Below are 21,009 nucleotides of genomic sequence, written 5' to 3' on the forward strand. Positions count from 1 at the left end.
AGAGAGATCCGGGACGATTCGGCAACAAACCAAACCGCACACGCCAGAAGCATGGAGCACGATTCGACTGCGGCCGAACGCAGCCGGAAAGATGACTTAAAGCAGAAACTCAGCCTGCAGGCTGATACCTCGGGGACGGGGAACGTTGTCGAAAGAATTCGCGCTGCCCGCCGGCCGTGCCCCGGGCCGATGCCGGGGCACGCGCGGGCCGTCCGCGTCCGTAACTCAGCCTGCAGGCTGATACCTCGGGGACGGGGAGCGTTGTCGAAAGAATTCGCGCCGCCCGCCGGCCGTGCCCCGGGCCGATGCCGGGGCACGCGCGGGCCGTCCGCGTCCGTCCGGATCAGAGGCGCGACTGGATGCGGCGGGCGACCTCGCCCAGGCGCTGTTCCAAGATCGTCGGCACCTCGCAGACGTAGGAGACCGACTGGTTGCGCTCGTCGAAGATGCGCCGGTCCCAGTTGAACTGCGTCTCCAAGTCTGCGGCTTCCTTGGAGGCGACCTTGGTCGGATCGGATTCCGGGCTGTCCTTGAGCTCGCTCACCTTGTCCGCCTCGTCACGGATGCGCTCGGCGAGACGGCGCTGGCCCTGAGCGTAGCGGGTAATGCCGTTCATCACGGTGCTGCGCTCGCCGTTGATGACCTCGAACACGCCGGCGAAGACGCGGGTGAGGCGCTTGCCCTTCTCGGCCGGATCGACCTTCGCCGCGAACTCGTCGAGCAGCGTGTCGACCTCCCGCAGCTCCGTGCGGCGGGAGGCGAGCTTGCGGGCGAGCTGGGCCGCCTCGCGGTCGTTGCCCCATTCCCCAGCCTCGGCGAGATCGGGGCCGGTCCAGACCGAGCCGTAGCCGAGCGTCGTGACCTTGCGCTGCGGGCAGGGCCAGTCCGGATCGGCCTTGGGCTGCGCCAGAGCAGGGCTCGCGGCGAGAGCGAGAAGGAGGACGAGCGGGAGGCGGACGCTGTGAGGGGGCATGGGCAAGCTCATCGGGGATGTCTCAGGCGGCTTCGCCGGCCGGTCCGCCCCGCCGGGCCATGATGCCGCGGCCCGGATCGTAGGCGATCGCGGCGAGCGCGAAGAACAGGAGGCCGGTTCCCACCACCACGGCGCAGGCGAGCGGCTCGAAACGCCCGTAGAGGGCGAAGCGCACCAGTTCGACGGCGTGGGTGAACGGGTTGGCTTGGCAGATCCAGTAGAGCCATTCGCTCGAGGCCCGGACCTGCCAGAGCGGATATAGGGCAGAAGAGGCAAAGAACATCGGGAAGATCACGAAATTCATGACGCTCGCGAAGTTCTCGAGTTGCCGCACCAGCGAGGACAGGAACAGGCCGATCGCGCCAAGCATCAGTCCCGAGGCCAGGAAGGCGGGCAGTGCGGCGAGGTAGCCGACCGGCGGAATGCCGGTCTCCCAGAACCACGCGATGGCCAGAAAGGCATAGGCCTGCACGATCGAGACGCTGACGCCGGCGATCAGCTTGGCGAGCAGCAGCGACCAGCGCGGATAGGGCGAGGTGAGCAGCACCTTCATGGAGCCGACCTCGCGGTCGTAGACCATGGAGAGCGAGGATTGCATGCCGTTGAAGAGCTGGATCATCACGGCGAGCCCCGGCACCACGTAGGCCTCGTAGAGCACGTAGGTCTCGTAGGGCGGCGTGATCGAGGTGCCGAGCGTGTTGCGGAAGCCCGCCGCGAAGATGAACAGCCAGACCAGCGGGCGGACCATCGCTGAGAAGAAGCGCTCCTTCTGGTGGAAGAAGCGCAGCAACTCGCGGCGCACGATGCCGCCGAGCGCGATGAGGTAGCCGACCGCATCGAGCCGGCCCGCATGGGGAACCGGTGTCGCGGCCTCCTCGGTGCGGGCCGCGACGCCGGATTGCGACGAAGAACTCATGACCGGAAACTCATGACCGGAAACTCATGCGGCGGACTTCACGGTCTCGCGGCCGGGCTCGGCGACGAGGCGGCGGAAGGCGGCTTCCAAACTCTCGCCGGGCCCGGCGATCTCCCCGGCGCGGCCCCGGGCGACGATGCGGCCCTTGTGGAGCACGACGGCGTCGTCCTCGGGCGAGATCTCCTCGAAGATGTGGGTCGCCCAGAGCACCGAGAGGCCCTCCTCCCGCACCAGGGCGCGGACGATGGCGACGATGTCGGCGCGGGATTCGAGGTCGAGCCCCACGGTCGGCTCGTCGAGCAGCAGGAGGCGCGGCGCGTGGATCAGGGAGCGGGCGATCTCGATGCGCCGCGACTGGCCGCCGGAGAGGGTGCGGATCTTGTCGTCGCGCCGCTCGGCCAGCCCGACGCGGGCGAGCAGCGTCGCGATCCGCGCGCGCGCGGCGGAACGGGCGATGCCGTGCAGGCTCGCGTGATAGTGCAGATTCTGCGCGACGGTGAGGTCGGTATCCAGCGTCCGGGCCTGGAACACCACGCCGAGGCGGGCGAGCGCCCGCGAGGGCTCCCGGTCGAGGGGATGGCCGAGGATCGAGACCCGGCCCTCCTGATGGTTGTAGAGCCGGGTGATCACCGAGAACAACGTGGTCTTGCCCGCGCCGTTGGGGCCGAGCAGCGCCATGAAGTGCCCGCGCTCCACCGTGAGCGACACGTCGTCGAGCGCGGCGCGCTGCCCGAAGCGGTGGCTGACGCTGGCGACCTCGAGGGCGGCGCTCATTTCGGCAGCGCCCGCCGCGCGTCGTCGAGGGCTTCCAGGCACTCGTCGAACTCGCCCTCGCCCTGTTCGCGCTCGGCGATCTTCAGCGCGCGGGTGAGTTTTTGGGGGACGCTTCCGGGCGCGAGCTTTTCGGCCTGCGCCCTCACCGCGGCGATGCCCTCGGCGCAGGCGGCCCGGTCGTCGGCCAGCGCGGGGGCGGCGAGGAGGATGAGGGCGAATGCGGCGCCCGCCATAAACCCGCCCCCCTTCGCGGGGGAGGGTGCCCTGCGGATGCAGGGCGGGAGAGGGGCCGGCTCCGCACCGTCCGGAAGCGGCGCTCCCCTCACCCGACCCGCTTCGCGGGCCACCCTCTCCCGCAGAGGGAAGAGGGGAATGGCTGTGCGGGATCTGAAGCCGATGCGCATGATCAAGCTCACTTCACCGTAATCGTGCCGGCCATGCCCTTCTCCTCAAGCCCTTGCGCGTACCACTTGTACGCACCCGGCTTGATGGCGACGAACTCGATGGCGATCTCGCCGGGATCGTCGAATTCGAGGTGATCGGGCGGGCCGCCGCCGTGGATCTCCTTGTGCTCGATCACGATCTGGTTGAACCAGATGTAGCGGAAGAACTCGGGCGCGTAGAACTTGTATTCCTGCCGCCCCTTGGCGACGATGCGCAGGCGGTAGGCCTTGCCGGCCTCCAGCTCGATATCCTTGTTCTCCACCACGAAATCGTTGCCCTCCTCGTTGCCGAGGACGAGGTCGGGCAGGTTCTGGCGCTTCTTGGTGAGGTCGAGGGCGCCGGCCGGGGCGCTCGCAAGCATCAGGGCCGCGGCGGCGAGGCCGAGGCGCGTCGTCCATCTCATGTCCGTTTCCTCCCTGCGCCGCCTTTGAACGGCGGTCCGTCGGTTATTTCTTCGAGATCGCCACGCCCCAGGGCAGCAGCCCGACCGGGATGCTCTTCACCACCTTCAGCCCCTCCACGTCGATCACCGACACGTCGTTGGAGGTGCCGTTGGTCGTGTAGAGCTGCTTCTCGTCCGGGGTGAAGGCGAGCTGCCAGACGCGCTGGCCCACGGGGAGGTACTTCTGCACCTCGTAGGTCTTGGCATCGACCACGGCGACGCGGTTGGCCGGCCCCAGCGCCACGAAGGCCTTGGTGCCGTCCCGGGTCAGGCGCACGCCCACGGGCTGGATCTGCTCGTCGGTCACGCTCGGAATCTTGAAGGTGATCTTCCTGATGACCTTGCGGGTGGCCACATCGATTACCGAGACCGTGCCGCCCACTTCCGCCGAGACCCAGAGGTATTTGCCGTCCGAGGAGAACTCGGCGAAGCGGGGCCGCGCATCGACCAGCACGTTGTCGATCACCTCGAAGGTCTTGGTGTCGATGAAGTGGGCCATGTTGGTGGTCTCGGAGGTGTTCACGAGGATCTTGCCGTCCGGCGACAGACCCATTCCCTCCGGCTCGACCCCCACCGGCACCTCGGCCAGCACCTTGTTCTTCTCGATGTCGAGGATGGTGACCTGGCTGTCGTCCTCGTTGGCGACGTAGAGCGGGTTGCCGCTCTGATCGAGGATGAACTGCTCCGGGTCCGGACCGGAGCGCAGCGAGCGGACCACCTTGCCGGTTGCCGTGTCGAGGACGTCGATGCGGTCGTCGTCGCTGGCGCAGACGAACAATTCCTTGTCGTCCTTGGAGAGCGTCACGCCGCGCGGACGACGCCCGACCTTCCAGGTTCCGGTGACCGCCATGGTCTGCGTGTCGATGACCGAGACGGTGTTGGCCTTCTCGTTGGTGACGTAGGCGGTGAAGGCCTGGGCGCTTGCCACGGTCCCGAGCCAAGCGCCTAAGGGTAGCGCGCCCGCGAGCAACGCGCAGCCCAGCCCTGCCCTGACGCGAGCGACCATCGGCATCCTCCCTGTCGTCGGCGGCGCTTGGATGCGCCGCGGTTGAATTCGTCTTGAGGGCGACATGGCCCTCGGGACCCGGCGCCTCAAAGAAAAAACGGGTGAGGGACGGCTTCCCGGCGGGCGGTCGATTGCCGCATCGTCCTCGGATCCGCCGAGGGTTTCGCCCGTTCGTGCCCCGGCCGCACCCGGAAACGATCACTTCAGCTTGCACGCGGTCTCGGGCTCGTCGGCGCCGAGGGTATCGAGCGGCGTGCGCTGGTGGATGAAGCCCTGCTCGGGCGCCACGGAGACCATGGCCTTGGGCTGCACCACGATGATCGGCTGGCGCAGCTGGTGGTCCCAGGGCCGGTAGGTCAGCGAGACGCCCTTGTAGGCCGGCAGCGAGAATTCGGGCGTGACGAGGTGAGCGGCGATCACCGCCGGGTCGATGCTGCGGGTCTGCGTGGCCGCCTCGCCGACGCTGCGCAGGGCCGACCAGACCTGATAGTCGAGCGGCTTCATCAGGCGCCCGGTCAGCCGCCGGAAGCGGTTCTGCGCCTGGGCCGCGCCCCAGGTCTCCAGGGTCGGGTGCCAGGTCGTGGCGATCAGCCCCTGCGTGCCGGCGACGGGGCGCGGATCGACCGTCCGGTAGGGCACGTACTCGCCCCAATCGCTCTCCTCGTCGGCAACGACGGCCATGTCGTAGTCGAGGCCGCGGGTGAACACCATCGCCTCGGCCCGGGTCGGCGTGTCGCCGCGGGCGCGGGCCAGCGGCCCGAAGGTCCAGGGCTTCTCCGCGGTGATCTTGAGGCCGAACTTGCGGGCGGAGTTCTTCATGGCCTCCGCGTAGGCCCGGTCGCGCTCGCTCGGGCCGACGATCAGGAAGATCTTCCGCCAGCGCATCAGCGTCATGTACTGCGCCAGCGCGTCCGTCTGCATGGCGCGGCTCGGCAGCACGTGGAACAGGTTGGTACGGCAATCGGCACCGCGCAGCCGGTCGTCCGGCGCGCCGGCGTTGAAGACGACGGCCCCCGTCCCCTTCAGCGCGTCGGCCACGGCCAGCACTTCGTCGGCCGGCAGCGCCAGCGCGAAGAAGCGCACGCCCTTGTCGGCCAAGTCCTTGGCCGCTTCCACGGCGCTGCGCTCGCCGTCGAGGGCGACCTCGTCCAGCGCGTAGGTCTGCTTGGTGAAGCGGCCGGTGGTGTTGTTGTCCTTCACCGCCATGCGGGCGCCGGCGACCCCGAGATCCTCGGGCTCGGCCTCCGCGTCGTAGGAGGAGGGCGCGGGCACCGGCCGGTAGAGGATGGCGACGCGGGTCTCCGAGGCGGGCGCAGGGGCCTGCGCGGCCGGCGGTTCGCCGGTCGCGGCCTTCGGCTCCTGAGCGTGGGCGGGAATGGGAATGCCCGGGCCGGCGACGAAGCCGGCGGCGAGGGCGAGGAGGAGCGGGGCGGACGAGCGCATTGTCCGGCAGGCTAGCAACATCTTGCCACTCGCCTCAACGACGGAAGCATAAGATTTTTATAAGATCCAGAGGCGGATGCGCCTTCTCGCCTCCCCGGCGGCCGGCTGCCGAAGGCGGCACCGCCCGCCGGGGAGGCGAGGCTCGTGAGGTTGCCAAATCCTCCGAGGACGCGAGTTTAGGGATGGTTCGCGCGGCCCCGCGCCCGACCCCAGGCTTGAGCCCCATGCGACTTCGCGCCCCTCCGTCCCGCCTCCGCTCCGCGCTGGCCGCGCTCGCCCTGGTGCCCACGCTCCCGGCCGTCCTCGGCGGCGCGGCGACGGCCGAAGAGGGCGCCCGCAAGGCCGCGATCTTCCCGGCCGAAGTCAACGACCCCACCCTCGCCTACGGTCGCAAGCCCCTTCCCGCCGACCAGAAGCGCCTCGAACTCGTGACCGACGGTCTGCGCAAGCAACTCGTCGAGAAGGGCGGCCTCGAGAGCGTCGATCTCGGACCCCAGGCCGAGGAGATCCGCAAGGAGAGCCCGCTCTACAAGTGCAACGGCTGCACCGGGCCCATCGCCAAGGCGCTCGGGGCGGAGCTGGCCGTGACCGCGTTCGCCGACAAGGGTGCCAACCAGCTCTTCAGCCTCGTCGTCGTCATCGCCGAGGCCGAGACCGGCAAGGTCGTGCGCCAGGGCCAGGTCGTGATAAGAGCCAACACCGACGACGACTGGTCCCACGCCGTGCGCTGGATCGTGAAGAACCGCCTGCTGGCCGAGCCGCTGCCCGGCCGATCCTGAGGGTGGGGCTTGCGCGGTCGCGAGGCCTGAGCAAAAGCGTTCCCCGTGTCCGACGCTGAACCGACTTTTCACCCGCGACCCCGGCTGCTCGTCAGCGTGCGTGCGCTCGACGAGGCGCTGACCGCCCTCGATGCCGGCGCGGACCTGATCGACGCCAAGGACCCGGAGCGCGGCGCGCTCGGCGCCCTTTCGCCCGAGACCGTGCGCGCCATCGTCGCCCGCGTGGGCGGCCGGGCGGTCACGAGTGCGGTGGCGGGCGACGGCACCGGCCGGGAGATCGCCGCGGCGGTCTCGGCCATGGCCGAGACGGGCGTCGACTTCATCAAGATCGCCGTGACCGCCGCCGGGGACGCGGCGCTGGAAAAGGCCGCCTCCCGCGTACCGGGCCGGGTCATCGGCGTGCTCTTCGCCGAGGACGGTGTGGCCCAGGATGGCTGGATCGAGGACGCGCCCGGCCGCCTCGCCGCGGCGGGTTTCTGCGGGGCGATGATCGACACGAGCGGCAAGAGCGGCGTGGCCCTCCCTGCCCTCCTGCCCGCGCCGCGTCTCGCCGCCTTCGTCGCGGCCTGCCGGGCGCGGGGACTGATGAGCGGTCTCGCCGGCTCGCTGGCTCTCTCCGACATCCCGGTCCTCGCGGCCCTGAACCCGGACTATCTCGGCTTCCGCGGCGGCCTGTGCCGGGCGAGCGACCGGCGGCAGGATCTCGACGGAGTCCGGGTGACGCAAGCCGTCGCGGCGTTGCGAGCCGGCCTGCGGGCCGACGCCGCGTGACCGCGATGAAGGGCACGGCAGAGATCCCGCCCCCCTCCGCAGGGAGCAGGGAGAACGCCATCGTCGTGAAGGTCGGCGGCAGCCTCGTCTCCGATCGGGACCGTCTGTGCGCCGTCCTGGCCGAGTGCGCGGAGACCCCTGTCGTCGCCGTGGTGCCCGGCGGCGGCCCCTTCGCCGAGGCGGTGCGTACGGCGCAGGCCGCCCTCGGCTTCGACGACCGCCTCGCCCACCGCCTCGCCCTCGACGCCATGGGCCGCATGGCCGAGGTCTTTTCCGCGCTCGAACCCCGGCTCGCCGTCGCCGCGAGCCCGGACGCCGTGGGAGAGATCCTGGATCGGGGCCGTTCGGCGATCTGGGATCCGGTCGCGCTGAAGGCCGGCCATCCCGAGATCCCGGAGAGCTGGGACGTCACCTCCGACAGCCTCGCCCTCTGGCTCGCCCGCGGGCTCGGCGCCGGGCGCTGCATCTTCGTGAAGTCGGCAAACCATGATGCGGCCGCCGATCTTCAGACGCTCGTGCGCTCGGGCCTCGTCGATGCCGCCTTCCCACGTTTCGCGGCCGCCTTCCCCGGCGAGATCGTGATCCGCGGCCCATTACCGGAAAGGCACGCCGCGTGAGCGCGCCCGAACACATCGTCCCCGAACATCTGGTCTTCGTCACCGGCAAGCTGGCCCATGCCCGGCTGGAGAAGGTGGCCGCGACCCTGCCGCCCGAGCGCTTCGCCTGGAGCATCGCCGATGCGGGCGTGAAGGTGGCCGCGCTGATGACCGAAGAGATCATCAAGCGGCGGGTGACGATGCCGGAGGGGGCGACCCGTATCGTCCTGCCCGGGCGCTGCCGCGCCAACCCGGAGGCTCTGGCCCGCCATTTCGGCCTGCCGGTCGAGCGGGGACCGGACGAGATCGTCGATTTGCCGGCTTATCTCGGCCTGACCGGCCGCAAGGTCGATCTCTCTCGGCACGACCTGCGCATCTTTTCCGAGATCGTCGACGCCTCGAAGATGACGGCGGACCAAGTCCTGGCCAAGGGCCTCGACCTCGCCCGCCGCGGCGCCGACGTGATCGACCTCGGCGGCCTGCCCGACACGCCCTTCCCGCATCTCGAGGATTGCGTGCGTGCGCTGAAACGGGCCGGGCTCAAGGTGAGCGTCGATTCCTTCTCGCTCGACGAGTTGACCCGCGGCGCGCGGGCCGGGGCCGACTACCTCCTCAGCCTCAACGAGGAGACGCTGGATCTCGCCTTCGAGACCGACGCGGTGCCGGTCCTCGTGCCGATGCGGCCCGACGACCTGCCCTCCCTCGACCGCGCCATCGAGCGGATGGAGCGGGCGGGGCGCCCCTACATGGCCGACCCGATCCTGGAGCCGATCCATTTCGGCTTCGTGGATTCGATCGCGCGCTACCGCGACACCCGGGCACGCTGGCCGGACATCGAGATGATGATGGGCACCGGCAACCTCACCGAGCTCACCGAGGCCGACAGCCTCGGCGTCACGGCCCTGCTCGTCGGGATGTGCTCGGAACTCGCCATCCGCAACGTGCTGATCGTGCAGGTCTCGAACCACACGCGCCGCACCGTGGAGGAGCATGACGCGGCCCGCCGGGTGATGTACGCGGCCAAGGAGGACGCGGCCCTGCCCAAGGGCTACGGCCGCGCCCTTCTGGCGCTTCACGACAAGCGCCCCTTCGTGCAGACCTCCGATGAAATTGCGGCCCTGGCCGCCGAGGTGCGCGATCCCAATTACCGCATCGCCGTCGCCGAGGACGGCATCCACGTCTACAACCGCGACATCCACCGGACCGGCACCGACGCGATGGCCTTCTTCCCCGATCTGAGCGTGGAGAGCGACGGCGCGCACGCCTTCTATCTCGGGGGCGAGCTGACCAAGGCCGAGACCGCCTTCCGCCTGGGCAAGCGCTACGTGCAGGACGAACCCCTGGACTGGGGCTGCGCCGCCGACCGCACCCAGGAGGACACCACCGCCTTCAAGGCGGCCGGGCCGACCAAGTCCAGCCACGCCAAGTCCAGCGGGACCAAGTCGAGCTACACCAAGTCCGCCCATACCCAGCATAGCGGCCCCGAGGCGTCCGAGGCGGCGCGCGCCGCCGCGACGCCACCGGAGCGGGACGCCGAGCCGCCGCAAACGGAGACCGGACGCGGTTCGGACGAGGCGCGGGACGCGCTCTCCGAGCCGAAGGGCGGGCGCATCGTCTGCGGCCGGCTTGTGCCGGATGAGGCTCCGAACGGGGACCGGAGCTGAGATGCCGCTGATCCTGGAGACCGTCGTCACCACCCTCTCGGCGGCGGGCGAGATGCACCTCGTGCCCTTCGGCCTGATCCGGGAGGGCGAGGATTTCGTGCTCGCCCCGTTCCGTCCCTCGCCCACCATCGAGAATCTCGCGGACCGTCCGTATTTCGCGGCCTCGGCGCCGAGCGACGTGCGGGTGATCGCGGGCGTCGTCACCGGGCGGCGCGACTGGCCGGTGGTGGATTGCGATCACATTCCGGGGAAGCGGCTGGCCGAATGCTTCGGTCATGCCGAGTTCGAGGTGGCGGCGATCGACGAGGACCCGCAACGTCCGCGCTACCGGGGGCGAATGGTGCATGCGGCCGGCCACGTGCCGTTCATCGGCTACAACCGGGCGCAGGGCGCTGTGATCGAGGCGGCGATCCTGTCCACGCGGCTCCACATGCTGAGCCCGGAAAAGGTCCTGACGGAGATGGCCTATCATGCCATAGCCATCGCCAAGACCGCCGGCCCGGCCGAACTCGAGGCCTGGGACTGGATCGAGGACAAGGTCGCGGCCGCGCTCGGGCGCAGCGAGCGCGTGCTCGACCCCGCCAGCCGCCCTTCGTGACGCAGGAGATGCTTGCTTCGATGCGGATCGCCCTTCTCGCCGCCGCGGCGCTCGCCCTGACCGCCGTGACGTCCGAGGCCCAGCACGCGCCGACCCGGCGCAAGATCGTCGAGACCATCACCATCGACGCGCCCGCCGACCGGGTCTGGGCGGTGGTCGGCAATCCGGCGGATGCGGGCTGGATCGAGAACGTGGCGCGCGCGGAGCAGACGGGCACGCCCGAGAAGCCCGGCTACCGGCTGACGCTGAAGAACGGCCACGCCATCGTCGAGGAGGCCCGCAAGATCGATCCCGAGCGCAGGAGCTTCGCCTACTACATCCTGCAGAACGAGGTCTCGGACCTGCCGGCCAAGGCCTATTCGGCGACGATCTCGGTGCGGCCCGAAGGGGACCACGCCGCGACCGTCGCGTGGAAGGCCGCCTTCTACCGGGGCCATCCGAACAATGACCCGCCGCCCGAACTCAACGACGAGAATTCGGAGAAGGCCGTGCGGGCCTGGGTTCATGCCAGCCTTGAGAACCTCAAGGCCCGGCTTGAGAAGGGCGGCTCCTGACGAGGGCGCCGTCCGCGAACGACGGGTGAGGACGCCGCCCTCCGGCGGCTTCGATGGGAGGAGAGAAAAAAATGAAGTTCAGAACGCTCGCCGCCGTGGCGGCGCTCGCCACGGTGACCTTTTCCGCGCAGGCTCACGGCCCCACGCGCCAGAAGGTGTCCGAGTCGATCGAGATCAACGCCCCCGCCGACAAGGTCTGGGCGATCATCGGCAACTTCCAGGACGGCAGCTGGATTCCCGTGGTCGAGAAGACCGAGGGCAAGGGCGGCAACGAGGTCAAGGCGACCCGCACGCTGACGCTCAAGGGCGGCGCCACGGTCGAGGAAGAACTCGCCAAGTACGACGCCGAAAAGAAGACCCTGATGTACCGGATCACCAAGGTCGACGTGAAGACCCTGCCGGTGAACGATTACTCCTCCACCATCGAGGTCGAGGGCGACGGCGCCAAGACCAAGATGACGTGGCGCGGCGCGTTCTATCGCGGCTACATGAACAACGATCCGCCGCCCGAGCTGAACGACGAGGCCTCCAAGAAGGCCGTGCTCGGCCTCTACAAGGCCGGCCTGGAGAACGTGAAGGCCAAGGCCGAGAAGGGCTCGTAAGGGGTCGATGATGCAGGACGCCGGCGTGCTGCGATCCCTTGGCCGGGCACGCCGGCCGAACCCTCTCCCCTCCGCGGGAGAGGGTGTTCCCCGAAAGGGACGAGCTGAGGAGAGCGCCGCTTCCGAACGATGCGGAGCCGGCCCCTCTCCCGCTTGCCCCGCAGGCCTCCTCCCCCGCAGAGGGGGAAGGGCTTTTTGGCACCTTGCCTATCTCCTCATGCTCGTCGGCTCCCCTGCCCTCGCGCAGGAGGCGGTCGTCACGGCACAGCTCGGCAACGCCGTCGAGATCGTGGACCTCGCCTCGAAGAAGGTCCTCGGCTCGATCCCCGTCCCGGGCGCGCCCGCCGGCATCGCCCTCTCCCCGGATCGCAGGACCGCCTACGTCACCCGCCCCGAGGGCAAGGGCGTCGCGGTGATCGATCTCGATGCCCGAACGATGCGCGCGAGCCTCGACCTGCCCGGCGGCCCCCTCGGTATCGGCGTCAACCCGGTCTCCGGCGAAGTCTACGTCGCCGACTGGTACGGGGCGCGCGTCTTCGTGCTGCGCCCGGACGGCGAGGGCCTGAAGCGGGAGGGCGAGATCGCCACCGGCCAATCGCCCTCGGGCCTCGCCGTCACACCGGACGGCGCGACGCTGCTGGTGGCCAACCGGGAATCGGATTCCGTGTCCGTGGTCGATCTGGCGACTCGCCGGGAGACGCGGCGCATCGCCGTGGGCGGGCATCCGTTCGGCCTGACGCTCTCGGCCGACGGCCGGCAGGCCTACACCGCCAACGTGACCTCGAACGATGTCTCGGCGATCGATGTCGCCGCGGGCCGCGAGACCGGCCGGGTCGCCACCGGCCAGCGCCCCTACGTCATCGCGCTCGCGGGCGGCAAAGGTTTCGTCACCGATCAGTATTCCAACACCGTGACGGTGTTCGATCCCGCGACCCTGAAGACGCTCGCCGCGATCGATGTCGGCGACCATCCCGAGGGTATCGCCACCACCCGCGACGGCAAGACCGTCGTCGTCGCCAACTGGGGCGACAACGCCCTGAGCCTGATCGATCCCTCGACCCTCAAGGTCACGGGCACGATCGAGACCGGCGACGGTCCCCGTGCCTTCGGCGATTTCCTGCGCTGATCGTCGCCCGGCCCGGTTCAGGCCGCCGCGGGCGGCTCGCCGGACCCGCCCTCCGCGGGCGAATTGAGGACGTCCTCCAGTTCGTCCACGAGGCGGTCGATCTGGTCCTCGCTCGCCAGAACCTTGGTGGTCCGTCCATCCTCGGTCACGAAGGCCAGCTCGATGGCCTCGCCGCTCCGGGCCGCCAGGATCCGGGCGAGCTTGTTGCCTGCGGTCATTCGCATCTCCTCGTTCCGTGTCGCCCCCGTCAACGCGCGGGGGCGGCCCCGTTCCTCACGCAATCAGCCCGACCGCGACGGCCGGCCCGCAGGTCGAGACCCAGTCCGATCCCGTCGCGGCGAGACGCCCGGCGATCACCCCCGTGAGCGGCAGCGGGCGGCGTCCGAGCCGGGCGGCAAGGCGCTCCGCCAGGAAGCGCCCCGCGCCGCAGACGACGAGGGGCGCGTCGGCGGGCAGATCGGGGCGCGAGAGCAGGGTCGCGGCGGCGTCGTGCAGGGGACGCATCTGCGCCTCCGCGAACCAAGCGGCCAGCGCCCGCCACTCGTCCGCGCTGCCCTCTCCCCGGTCGCGGCCGACCATGCGGGCGAGCCGCGTCTCGGTCTCGGGGAGCGACTTCCCCTTGAGATCGGCGCTGTGCTGCTGGTCGGCGCCCTCGGGCAGGTCGCCGGTCAGGCGGTAGATGTCGGCGGTGTTCGCAAAGGTCTCGGCCATCAGCGCCGTGCGCCGGCCGCGCCAGGGCGCGTGGGTCGCGAAGGCCAGGAGCGGCGTGCGCACCACGCCCGTATAGACGAGCTCGCCCGTCTCCAGCCGCTCGGCGTCGCTGTAGCCGCGGGCGGCGGGCCGCCCGTCCACGATCGGGATCAGGTCGGCGGTGGTCGAGCCGATATCGACGAGCAGGGCGTCGCGTGCGTGGCGCCCGACCAGCGCGGCGGTGGCGTGCCAGTTGGCCGAGGCGATGTCGGTCGCATGGGTGCGGGCGGCGTCCGCCGCGACGAAGCCGGAGCGGCCGGCATAGATGCGCACCGTCCCCTCAAGCGTGGCCGCGGCCCAGGCCGAGAGCCTATCGACGCCGTCGGCCCGGTCGGCGAAGCAGTCGGTCAATTCACCCGTCATGGTGACCGCGTGAGCGGCCTCGTCCCGCGCCCAGTCCGGCAGCCTCGCGAAGCTGTCGTCGAGGGCGCGCACGCCGCGCCAGAGCGCGCAGGGGGCCTGCACCGCCTCGACCACGCGGCCCTCCTCGATCAGCGCCGCCTTGACATGCACCCCGCCGAGATCCCACCCGACGACCCTGGTCAATTTCCGGTTCACGCGATGTCCCAAGGTTTCGAGGAGCGCCCGGCGCCCTTCCGGCTGATCCCGGTGATCGATCTGCGCCGGGGCCAGGTGGTGCGCGCCCGCGCGGGCGAGCGCGACGGCTATGCCCCGATCGACACCCCCTTGGCCAGGGGCTCCGCCCCCGCCGACATCGCCCGCGCCCTGATCGACGCGGTCGGGGCGGATCTCCTCTACGTGGCCGATCTCGACGCGATCATGGAGGGTACCGAGCCCGACCGCGCCAGCCTGGAGGCGGTGGCCCGGGCCTGTCCCGGAATCGTGCTCTGGGTCGATGCCGGCTTCTCCGATTTTTCGGGACTTGAGCGCTTCGGCGGGCTCGGGCTCGGCCGTCCGGTGATCGGCAGCGAGAGCCAGCGGGACGCCGATCTCGTGCGCGCGCTGGGACACCGCGCCGTGCTCTCCCTCGACAGCCGCGGCGAGACCCGGCTCGGGCCGGATGCCCTGCACGACGATGCGGGGGCGTGGCCCGACGAGGTGATCGTGATGACGCTGGCCCGGATCGGCACCGGCACCGGTCCCGATCTTTCCGGAATGTCACGAGCCATCGCGGCGGGCGGAGGCCGGCGGATCTACGCGGCGGGCGGCGTGCGGGGACCGGACGACGTGGCGCAACTCATCGAAGCGGGTGCAGCCGGTGCGCTCGTCGCCTCGGCCATCCACGACGGACGGCTGGGCTGAGTGCGCTGTCGGGTCGATCGGTCTCGGCTCCGTCGTCCTCGCGAGCATCGGCGAAGCGATCCGGGGGCGCGACCTCTCCGGATCATGCGGAGCACGGGATGGCTTCGGCCTTGCCTTGCCATGACGAAGCACACTCGACCCAGCCCAAAGTATTGAGGCGGGCATCGCCCAAAAAGAAAGGGACGGCCGAAGCCGTCCCGATCCGTTAGCGTCCAAGGAAGATTGAAGCCAGTCGCTGGAGCAGACCCCGCGGTGCGGGCGGAGGCTCGCTCTGCCCAGGACTGCCTCCGATCTAAGCGTTGGCGGCGAAGGGGTGGGTCGCCGACTTGCGCTGCTCGGTGACGACCGAAGCCTTCGGCTCGCCGTTCACGGCGCGCTGGATCGAGAGCTTGGTGGCCTCGTAGTTGTACTTCTGGATCTTGGCGTCGTCGGCCGCTTCCCAGTGGATGAACACGCCGACCAGCACGTACAGGTCGTCGGCTTCGTCGGCCGGGATGATGCCTTCGGCAACCGCGTCCTGCACGGCCATGGCGACGCCATGCTGGGCCGGGCCGAACATCTGGACGGCCTGACGGGCGTCGTTGATGGTGACCTTGTTGAACATCAGCGTGTTCGGCTTGCACGGCAGGTTCGGCGCGATCACGGCGAGCAGGCTGGTGAAGCCGTGCTTGTTGTTGACCAGACCGTTGCAGAAGGCCGTCTCGGCCGGCGAACCGCGCGGTCCGATGATGAGGTCGATGTGGGCGACTTCGTTGCCGTCGCCGACGAGGGCCTCGCCGACCTGAACCTTGGTGATCTTTGCCATTCGGGGTCTCTCCCTGGATTCCTGAAAAAAGGCCCGCCCTGAGAGGAGGCGGGGCCTGGAAGCCATCCTTGTTTGCGGCGCCCGGCTGAGAGCCGAGCCGGTTTGCCCGGATAGCGGGGCGGACCCTACAGCGGGCCCTTCCGCCGAACAACCCGCGCAAGACCCTGAAATCCGCGATTTTTTGGAAGTCTTCGGGCCTTGACGGAGAAGAATTCGTCCCCTCGCGGGCGAGGGCTCACGCCCCCTCGCCGCGTGCCGCCAGAAGCGCGTCGAGGAACAGGGTCGCGACCGTGAAATCGGCACTCGTGCCCGGGTTGAGGCCGGCTTCCTTCAGCAGCCTGTCGTGGGCCAGCAACGCCGCGACGGGCTCCGCGGCGAGGTCGATCCGGGACAGCCGCGCCTCGGCTTCCGCCCGCACCGCCTCCGCCCGCTCCGGCCCGAACTTGCGGGCGATGTGGCTGTCGGGCACGCCGGTCAGGTAGGCGAGATGCACCGCCGTGGTGGTCCAGGGCGGCGCGAGCCCCCGCGCCCGAGCACCCGCGAGCGCCGGAAGCCCGATCGCGAAGAGATCGCGATAACCGTCCGTATAGGCCCGGGCGATGCGGTCGCGGGGGGCGGCTTCCGCCATCGCCTCGCCGAGGGACGGGACCGGCCCTTCGGCGGCGACGTCGTGGCGCTCCGCACGCCCGAGCCCGCCGGGATTGGCGTGACGGATCGCGGCGAAGACGTCGCGCGCATCCGTTTCATCGAAATCCGCCAGCACCCCGTCGAGGCGCGCGCGCAGCGGCCCGGCCTGCTCCGCGGCGCGGGCCAGCGGCGCGCACAGCAGCAGGATGCCGAGATTGGTGTTCTGAGCGACCGCGGCGAAGGTCGCCTCGACCCCGCCGCGCACCCGCCGCCCCACCCGGGCGCCCGGCGCGGCGAGGCACGGAGCGGAGACCTCGGCGCTGGTCACGAAATCGGACACCACCATGCGGTGACCGGGGGCGTAGCCGTGGACGTTACCGGGTTTCAGCGCGTCGAGTTCGGCGAGGCAGGCGGCGCGGTAGCTGTCGGCCACCGTCGCCGCCGGCAGGCCGCGGGGCGCCGCCGCGCTCATCCGAGCGCCGAGACCAGCCGCGGCGGGCGCGCCGCGCGGACCGCGGTGAGGAAGCCGCGGGCGACGGCGCCGGCGATATCGACCTCCGTCACCTGCTGCAGCCCGGACCAGGCGGGCATGGAGTTGACCTCCAGCACGAGGAAGTTGCCCTCCCCGTCCTCGACGAGATCGATGCCGGTGTAATCGACGCCGATCGCCGCCGCCGCGGCCTCGGCCAGTTCGGCGGCGCAGGCCGGCACGTCCCAGGCGAAGGGTCGGCCTCCGCGGTGGACGTTGGTGATCCAGCCGTCGCCCTCGCGGATCATGCCGGCGATGGCCCGGCCCTCGCAGACGAAGACGCGATAGTCGCGCCAGAGCCCGTCGGCGCGGGGCACGTAGCGCTGGAGGTAGTAGACGCCGCTCACCGCCTCCTGAGCCGGCAAATCCTCGGGGGTCTCGAGGAGCATCAGCCCCTCGCCCTGCGAGCCGAACAGGGGCTTCAGCACGATGGGCGCTCCGGGCCGCGCCTCGCGGGCGACGATCTCGGCCGCGGCCTCGCGCTTCGAGACGACGAAGGTGTCCGGCGTCGGAAGGCCCGCGCGGGCGATCAGCAGAGAGGTCGCCGCCTTGTCCACCGAGCGCTCGATCGCCGTCGGCCCGTTCCAGACGGTCACGCCCGCGGCCACCAGGGCGTGGAGCACGCCGAGCCGCATGGTCGTCGCCTCGAAGGTGCCGCCGGCGATGGTGCGCAGCAGGACGCCGTCGGGCAGCCCATCCGCGAAGCCCGGAACGCGCAGCGGCTCAGCCCCGCCCGTCACCACGGCGACGTCGGCCAGCGAGAACAGCACCGGCTCGACGCCGAAGCCGCGCAAGGCCTCCCGCAGCCGCGCCTTGTGCCAATTGCCGTTGTCGGCCGCGAGCCCGATGCGCATGTGTTGTTCCAGTTGTTTCTCCCCTCTCCCCTCTGCGGGAGAGGGTGGCCCGCGAAGCGGGTCGGGTGAGGGGAGCGCCGCTTTCGGATGGTGCGGAGCCGACCCCTCTCCCGCCCTGCATCCGCAGGGCACCCTCCCCCGCAGAGGGGGGAGGGTTCGACGCGCAGTTCCTATGCGAAGGACGCATCCACGAGTTGCGGCTCAAGCCGGCCGCCCCGAAAGCTCTTGCCGGTCTTGACCGAGGTGACGATCGCCTCGGCCGGAGAGAACAGCGCGCCGTCGATCTTGTAGAAGTCGCCGTTCACCCGCGAGAAGATCTCCGCGAAGGGCGCGCCGTGGTCGGCGGAGGTGGTGGAGGGCAGCTGCTCGGCGAGTTGCTTGGCGTCCGCGTCGTCGGCATCGACGAAGAGCTGCACCCGGCCGCCGTAGATGATGGCGTCGTTGGTGCGGCCCATCGCCTGGATGAAGTCGGGATGCTGGGGCGAGAGCGGGGCCGAGCCGATGCCGTCGAGGATCTTATGCAGGTCGAAGCCGACGGTGTGGGCCTTGTGCAGCGCTACCTCCAGCACGCGGGCCACGACCTGGGTCGCGCCGGCGAGGCTCTGGGTCGGGGCGTAGATGAAGGTCACGTTCTCGGCCGCGATGCCCGTGGCGGCGGCGACCTTGTTCACCACCGAGGCCGGCGGAGCGCTGGCGGATTCGAGCACCAGGGCGGTCTTGGTCGCGTTGTCGCGGTAGCCGAGCTCCTTGTAGAGCTCCTCCACCACGGCGACCGCGCGGCCGGGGCCCGAACCGAGGGCGAAGAAGCCGGAATCGCCCTCCTCGTCGGCGAGGCTCCAGCCGGCATACTGCGAGCCGAGGCAGGCGAGCACCGGATCGGCGGAGTGGACCACCACCGTGTAGGGCCAGGAGGCGACCGGGCCGATCGGCGCGATCGTGACCGTGCCGAGGCCGCCGAGGCAGATCTCGGCGATGCGCCGGCCCGCCTCGATGGAGCCGCGGGCGTTGGCGCCGGCATCGACCGTGCGCGCGCCGTTCTCCTGGGCGACGATGAGCCGGAGCTTGGCCGCGTCAGCGACGAGGCTCTCGACCAGCGGCGCCGCCAGGGCGTTGAGGCTCGGGGCGCTCGTGTTGGAAGTCATGACTGTTCTCCGTCTCCTCCAGCAGAGCGCGGACCTGGGCGGTCCGCCTCCGCAATTCTTCTTTGACCGTCCCGGTCTCCGGCCCGGAGGCCGTGACCGTGCAGAGCGGCGCGTCGCGGGCCACGGGGCTGCCCACCCGCGGCCGATCGTGGACGTGGTCGGGCCAATCGAGCAACGGCACTGCCGTGCAGGTTCGGGCCGCGTAACAGATCTCGGCGCCTGTCGCATCCGTCGGAGCGGCTTCGATGGCAGGCATGCGGCCGAGGCTCGCCTCGATATGCTGGAGCAGCAGCGGCGTCGGGCGGCGGTCGAGCACGTCGAGGGTCGCGCCGGGGCGCGGGTTGATCTCCAGGAGCCACCAGCGCTCGCCCTCCACGAGGCAATCGGCGCTGGCCAGCCCCGTCAGCCCGGTCTCGCGCGCCAGCCGAAGGGCGGCCTGCGCGATCTGCGCCACGATCGCCGCCGGGATCGGCACCGCCTCGTCGCGGCCGCGGGCGAGGGCACCGGCATAGCGGAACGGCCGCAGCGGCGAGGGTGCCTGCCACTGCTCGGTCAGCGCGAGCGTTTCGATGCGGCGCCCATCGGACAGAACATTCAGGGCGAAGGCGCGGCCCGGCATGCGGGCCTGGAGGTAGTGGCCGGGCGGAGCTGCCCCCGTCGCGCTGGCGCGGATATGCGAGCCGCCGCAGCCGCCGATCCGCTTGACGAGCCAAGCATCCCGGTCCGCAACCGGGCCGGCGGTGATGGCCGGGTGCGGGATCGCGAGGCGCGCGCAGAGCGCGGCGAGGCGGAAGGGGTCCTTCAGCGCCGCGACCGTCTCGGGGGCGGCGCCGAGAAGGCGGTGGCGGGCACCGATCTCGGCGATCAGGTCCGGCGCGCCCTCGAAGCCGCTGCCGAGCACGATTCCGAATTCGGCCCCACCTGCCTGTTGCGACAGCGCGGCGAGCGCCGACAGCACACCGGCCCGGTCGCGGCGGCCGGCACCGAAGCGGCCGGGCAGCGCGCGGTGCGCCTCGGCCAGCGCCAGCGTGTCCTCGTCGCCGAACAGGTCGAGCACGAACGGCCGCAGGCCCGCCCGCCGCGCGGCCTGCGCCAGCGCCCGGCCGGACTGCGCGGCGATCAGGACCGCGCCGCCCTCGCGGTGCCGAGACCGGTTCAGAACCGCGCCTGTACCGTTTCCGGTTGATCTGTTCGGGCTTTGGGTCATCGCGAGCGAATGCGAAGCGATCCAGGGACGCGACCTTGCCGGACGGATCGACGCCCTGGATTGCTTCGGCTCCGCCTCGCAATGGCGGCGAGGAGTTCGTCCGGATCCGAACGCATCAAACGCAAGGCCGCCCTCAGCCGGCGATCTCGACGGCGAGCTTGTAGGCGTCGCGGAAGTCGAGGCAGAGCGGCTCCTGCGCCTCCAGCATCTTCCGGAACAGGCGGCACTGGGTCTGGTACTTCACGTTGCCGACCGCGAGCGCACCGATGCCGACGCCCCGGCCGACCGGCAGCGGCACGTCCGTGGCGTTCACGTCGATGCCGGCGATGCCGGCGGGCGGCACGGCGTTGACGTCGGAGGCGACCAAGAGCTTGGGCGCGGATTCGAGATCCTCCGCCGTCAGGATCGAGACGCCGGCAGGGCCGGCCGAGAGGATCACGTCGGCATCCGTGATGGCCGCGCGGCGCGCCTCGGGCAGGGTGCCGTCGACGGCGCCGACCTCGATGCCGAAGCGCCACTTCATGGTGAAGGCGATCTTCGAGACGCGCTCCTCGCCGTCATGCCCGACGAGCACGCTCTGGGCGCCCTCCAGCGCGCCGATCACCGCGGCCACGTAGGCGACCACGCCGGCGCCTCCGAAGATGACGATGCGCTTGCCCTTGAGGTCGGTGTCGAACTTCGCCTTCAGGGCGCGGGAGACCTCGGCGACCATCGCCGCGCCGGTGGTGAAGGAGCCGGCCGGGTCGGCGAAGACGTGGTTCACGAAGGGCGGCACGAAGGCCTTCTTGGCCCGGTCCACCATGTCGAGCGCCAGTTCGGCGTTCTTGCCGCCGATGAAGAGGCCGGTGCGCACGCCGTCCTGCGGCGCCCGGGAGAAGATCGAGTCCTGCGTCAGCGAGACGACATCGGCGAGATCGACGCCGGTATAGGGGATCAGCGTCTCGAACCCGGCATCGATCGCCATGTTCACGTCGAACGGGCTCATGTGCTTGAGCGGCGTCAGCATGTGCAGGATCGAGCGGGCCATGATCTTCGTCCTCCCGTGAGCGCGCCCTTTGCGGGCGCCAAGTCTCTCTTCACGAAACGTCTGCCGCGCCGCCGAGGCCGAAGGGTCTTCGGCCTCGGCGGCCGCACGTTCCCGCGA

At 70.6% G+C, this 21,009-nt stretch carries 24 protein-coding genes; 9 read left to right on the forward strand and 15 right to left on the reverse strand.

Annotated features, from left to right (window positions below; all coding sequences use genetic code 11):
* Positions 1-343: 343 nt before the first annotated feature.
* From ACPCJR_RS10795 to ACPCJR_RS10825, 7 genes are all read right to left on the reverse strand, one after another.
* A complete protein-coding gene (locus ACPCJR_RS10795) occupies positions 344-973 on the reverse strand; it encodes a hypothetical protein (protein WP_391512301.1) in 630 nt (209 codons plus the stop codon).
* A gap of 22 nt (positions 974-995) precedes the next feature.
* Positions 996-1,889, reverse strand: coding sequence for an ABC transporter permease (locus ACPCJR_RS10800; RefSeq protein WP_110353712.1), 894 nt, complete (start codon positions 1,887-1,889; stop codon positions 996-998).
* Positions 1,890-1,913: 24 nt separating this feature from the next.
* A complete protein-coding gene (locus ACPCJR_RS10805; protein WP_391512300.1) occupies positions 1,914-2,663 on the reverse strand; it encodes an ABC transporter ATP-binding protein in 750 nt (249 codons plus the stop codon).
* The gene (locus ACPCJR_RS10810) at positions 2,660-2,896 is read right to left on the reverse strand and encodes a hypothetical protein (RefSeq protein ID WP_391512299.1); all 237 of its coding nucleotides are present in this window, start codon (positions 2,894-2,896) and stop codon (positions 2,660-2,662) included. The genes ACPCJR_RS10805 and ACPCJR_RS10810 overlap by 4 nt, the downstream gene beginning before the upstream one ends.
* Before the next feature lie 179 nt (positions 2,897-3,075).
* A complete protein-coding gene (locus tag ACPCJR_RS10815; protein WP_391512298.1) occupies positions 3,076-3,510 on the reverse strand; it encodes a hypothetical protein in 435 nt (144 codons plus the stop codon).
* Positions 3,511-3,553: 43 nt separating this feature from the next.
* Complete coding sequence (locus tag ACPCJR_RS10820) at positions 3,554-4,555, reverse strand: YVTN family beta-propeller repeat protein (RefSeq protein ID WP_391512297.1); 1,002 nt, start codon at positions 4,553-4,555, stop codon at positions 3,554-3,556.
* A gap of 198 nt (positions 4,556-4,753) precedes the next feature.
* A complete protein-coding gene (locus ACPCJR_RS10825) occupies positions 4,754-5,998 on the reverse strand; it encodes an ABC transporter substrate-binding protein (RefSeq protein WP_391512296.1) in 1,245 nt (414 codons plus the stop codon).
* A gap of 224 nt (positions 5,999-6,222) precedes the next feature.
* Between ACPCJR_RS10825 and ACPCJR_RS10830 the strand changes: the two genes are divergently transcribed.
* From ACPCJR_RS10830 to ACPCJR_RS10865, 8 genes are all read left to right on the forward strand, one after another.
* Positions 6,223-6,777 carry a DUF3280 domain-containing protein gene (locus ACPCJR_RS10830; RefSeq protein ID WP_391512295.1) on the forward strand — a complete coding sequence of 185 codons (555 nt, stop codon included), beginning with the start codon at positions 6,223-6,225 and terminating at the stop codon, positions 6,775-6,777.
* 96 nt (positions 6,778-6,873) lie between these two features.
* Positions 6,874-7,548 carry a (5-formylfuran-3-yl)methyl phosphate synthase gene (locus ACPCJR_RS10835; RefSeq protein WP_391512294.1) on the forward strand — a complete coding sequence of 225 codons (675 nt, stop codon included), beginning with the start codon at positions 6,874-6,876 and terminating at the stop codon, positions 7,546-7,548.
* Positions 7,549-7,553: 5 nt separating this feature from the next.
* Positions 7,554-8,165, forward strand: coding sequence for a uridylate kinase (locus ACPCJR_RS10840; RefSeq protein ID WP_391512293.1), 612 nt, complete (start codon positions 7,554-7,556; stop codon positions 8,163-8,165).
* Positions 8,162-9,808 carry a DUF6513 domain-containing protein gene (locus ACPCJR_RS10845; protein ID WP_391512292.1) on the forward strand — a complete coding sequence of 549 codons (1,647 nt, stop codon included), beginning with the start codon at positions 8,162-8,164 and terminating at the stop codon, positions 9,806-9,808. The genes ACPCJR_RS10840 and ACPCJR_RS10845 overlap by 4 nt, the downstream gene beginning before the upstream one ends.
* A 1-nt stretch (position 9,809) precedes the next feature.
* Entirely contained in the window at positions 9,810-10,406 is a 597-nt protein-coding gene (locus ACPCJR_RS10850; RefSeq protein ID WP_110353721.1) for a DUF447 domain-containing protein, read from the forward strand.
* Between the two features lie 20 nt (positions 10,407-10,426).
* Positions 10,427-10,960 carry an SRPBCC family protein gene (locus ACPCJR_RS10855; RefSeq protein WP_391512291.1) on the forward strand — a complete coding sequence of 178 codons (534 nt, stop codon included), beginning with the start codon at positions 10,427-10,429 and terminating at the stop codon, positions 10,958-10,960.
* Between the two features lie 71 nt (positions 10,961-11,031).
* Positions 11,032-11,562, forward strand: a complete 531-nt coding sequence (locus ACPCJR_RS10860) for an SRPBCC family protein (RefSeq protein ID WP_391512290.1) — start codon at positions 11,032-11,034, stop codon at positions 11,560-11,562.
* Positions 11,563-11,779: 217 nt separating this feature from the next.
* A complete protein-coding gene (locus tag ACPCJR_RS10865) occupies positions 11,780-12,688 on the forward strand; it encodes a beta-propeller fold lactonase family protein (protein WP_391512289.1) in 909 nt (302 codons plus the stop codon).
* Between the two features lie 17 nt (positions 12,689-12,705).
* Here the strand turns inward: ACPCJR_RS10865 and ACPCJR_RS10870 are convergent, their stop codons facing one another.
* Positions 12,706-12,906, reverse strand: coding sequence for a hypothetical protein (locus tag ACPCJR_RS10870; RefSeq protein WP_391512288.1), 201 nt, complete (start codon positions 12,904-12,906; stop codon positions 12,706-12,708).
* Between the two features lie 55 nt (positions 12,907-12,961).
* Positions 12,962-13,996: a hydantoinase/oxoprolinase family protein gene (locus ACPCJR_RS10875; protein ID WP_391512287.1), complete on the reverse strand. Its 1,035-nt coding sequence runs from the start codon at positions 13,994-13,996 to the stop codon at positions 12,962-12,964.
* Between the two features lie 3 nt (positions 13,997-13,999).
* Between ACPCJR_RS10875 and ACPCJR_RS10880 the strand changes: the two genes are divergently transcribed.
* Positions 14,000-14,701, forward strand: coding sequence for a HisA/HisF-related TIM barrel protein (locus tag ACPCJR_RS10880; protein ID WP_391512286.1), 702 nt, complete (start codon positions 14,000-14,002; stop codon positions 14,699-14,701).
* 292 nt (positions 14,702-14,993) lie between these two features.
* On the opposite strand, the gene fae is transcribed toward ACPCJR_RS10880, so the two are convergent.
* The 6 genes from fae to mtdB form a co-directional block, all read right to left on the reverse strand.
* A complete protein-coding gene (gene fae, locus ACPCJR_RS10885) occupies positions 14,994-15,506 on the reverse strand; it encodes a 5,6,7,8-tetrahydromethanopterin hydro-lyase (RefSeq protein WP_003604760.1) in 513 nt (170 codons plus the stop codon).
* A gap of 235 nt (positions 15,507-15,741) precedes the next feature.
* On the reverse strand, positions 15,742-16,605 hold the full coding sequence (locus ACPCJR_RS10890; protein WP_391512285.1) for a triphosphoribosyl-dephospho-CoA synthase: 864 nt from the start codon (positions 16,603-16,605) through the stop codon (positions 15,742-15,744).
* Positions 16,602-17,516 carry an ATP-grasp domain-containing protein gene (locus ACPCJR_RS10895; protein ID WP_391512284.1) on the reverse strand — a complete coding sequence of 305 codons (915 nt, stop codon included), beginning with the start codon at positions 17,514-17,516 and terminating at the stop codon, positions 16,602-16,604. The genes ACPCJR_RS10890 and ACPCJR_RS10895 overlap by 4 nt, the downstream gene beginning before the upstream one ends.
* Positions 17,517-17,686: 170 nt before the next feature.
* The gene (gene mch / locus ACPCJR_RS10900; protein WP_391512283.1) at positions 17,687-18,658 is read right to left on the reverse strand and encodes a methenyltetrahydromethanopterin cyclohydrolase; all 972 of its coding nucleotides are present in this window, start codon (positions 18,656-18,658) and stop codon (positions 17,687-17,689) included.
* Positions 18,588-19,715: an ATP-grasp domain-containing protein gene (locus ACPCJR_RS10905; RefSeq protein ID WP_391512376.1), complete on the reverse strand. Its 1,128-nt coding sequence runs from the start codon at positions 19,713-19,715 to the stop codon at positions 18,588-18,590. The genes mch and ACPCJR_RS10905 overlap by 71 nt, the downstream gene beginning before the upstream one ends.
* A 283-nt stretch (positions 19,716-19,998) precedes the next feature.
* Entirely contained in the window at positions 19,999-20,892 is an 894-nt protein-coding gene (gene mtdB, locus ACPCJR_RS10910) for an NAD(P)-dependent methylenetetrahydromethanopterin dehydrogenase (RefSeq protein WP_391512282.1), read from the reverse strand.
* Between the last annotated feature and the right edge of the window lie 117 nt (positions 20,893-21,009).

It is taken from the genome of Methylobacterium sp. NPDC097929, from assembly GCF_049543375.1.
Classification (GTDB): Bacteria; Pseudomonadota; Alphaproteobacteria; order Rhizobiales; family Beijerinckiaceae; genus Methylobacterium.

Bases quoted from the DNA above. Each gene is read 5' to 3' on its own strand.
- ACPCJR_RS10795 (WP_391512301.1), bottom strand. From the start codon at position 973: ATGCCCCCTCACAGCGTCCGCCTCCCGCTCGTCCTCCTTCTCGCTCTC.
- ACPCJR_RS10800 (WP_110353712.1), bottom strand. From the start codon at position 1,889: ATGAGTTCTTCGTCGCAATCCGGCGTCGCGGCCCGCACCGAGGAGGCC.
- ACPCJR_RS10805 (WP_391512300.1), bottom strand. From the start codon at position 2,663: ATGAGCGCCGCCCTCGAGGTCGCCAGCGTCAGCCACCGCTTCGGGCAG.
- ACPCJR_RS10810 (WP_391512299.1), bottom strand. From the start codon at position 2,896: ATGGCGGGCGCCGCATTCGCCCTCATCCTCCTCGCCGCCCCCGCGCTG.
- ACPCJR_RS10815 (WP_391512298.1), bottom strand. From the start codon at position 3,510: ATGAGATGGACGACGCGCCTCGGCCTCGCCGCCGCGGCCCTGATGCTT.
- ACPCJR_RS10820 (WP_391512297.1), bottom strand. From the start codon at position 4,555: ATGGTCGCTCGCGTCAGGGCAGGGCTGGGCTGCGCGTTGCTCGCGGGC.
- ACPCJR_RS10825 (WP_391512296.1), bottom strand. From the start codon at position 5,998: ATGCGCTCGTCCGCCCCGCTCCTCCTCGCCCTCGCCGCCGGCTTCGTC.
- ACPCJR_RS10830 (WP_391512295.1), top strand. From the start codon at position 6,223: ATGCGACTTCGCGCCCCTCCGTCCCGCCTCCGCTCCGCGCTGGCCGCG.
- ACPCJR_RS10840 (WP_391512293.1), top strand. From the start codon at position 7,554: ATGAAGGGCACGGCAGAGATCCCGCCCCCCTCCGCAGGGAGCAGGGAG.
- ACPCJR_RS10850 (WP_110353721.1), top strand. From the start codon at position 9,810: ATGCCGCTGATCCTGGAGACCGTCGTCACCACCCTCTCGGCGGCGGGC.
- ACPCJR_RS10855 (WP_391512291.1), top strand. From the start codon at position 10,427: ATGCGGATCGCCCTTCTCGCCGCCGCGGCGCTCGCCCTGACCGCCGTG.
- ACPCJR_RS10860 (WP_391512290.1), top strand. From the start codon at position 11,032: ATGAAGTTCAGAACGCTCGCCGCCGTGGCGGCGCTCGCCACGGTGACC.
- ACPCJR_RS10865 (WP_391512289.1), top strand. From the start codon at position 11,780: ATGCTCGTCGGCTCCCCTGCCCTCGCGCAGGAGGCGGTCGTCACGGCA.
- ACPCJR_RS10870 (WP_391512288.1), bottom strand. From the start codon at position 12,906: ATGACCGCAGGCAACAAGCTCGCCCGGATCCTGGCGGCCCGGAGCGGC.
- ACPCJR_RS10880 (WP_391512286.1), top strand. From the start codon at position 14,000: ATGTCCCAAGGTTTCGAGGAGCGCCCGGCGCCCTTCCGGCTGATCCCG.
- fae (WP_003604760.1), bottom strand. From the start codon at position 15,506: ATGGCAAAGATCACCAAGGTTCAGGTCGGCGAGGCCCTCGTCGGCGAC.
- ACPCJR_RS10890 (WP_391512285.1), bottom strand. From the start codon at position 16,605: ATGAGCGCGGCGGCGCCCCGCGGCCTGCCGGCGGCGACGGTGGCCGAC.
- ACPCJR_RS10895 (WP_391512284.1), bottom strand. From the start codon at position 17,516: ATGCGCATCGGGCTCGCGGCCGACAACGGCAATTGGCACAAGGCGCGG.
- mch (WP_391512283.1), bottom strand. From the start codon at position 18,658: ATGACTTCCAACACGAGCGCCCCGAGCCTCAACGCCCTGGCGGCGCCG.
- mtdB (WP_391512282.1), bottom strand. From the start codon at position 20,892: ATGGCCCGCTCGATCCTGCACATGCTGACGCCGCTCAAGCACATGAGC.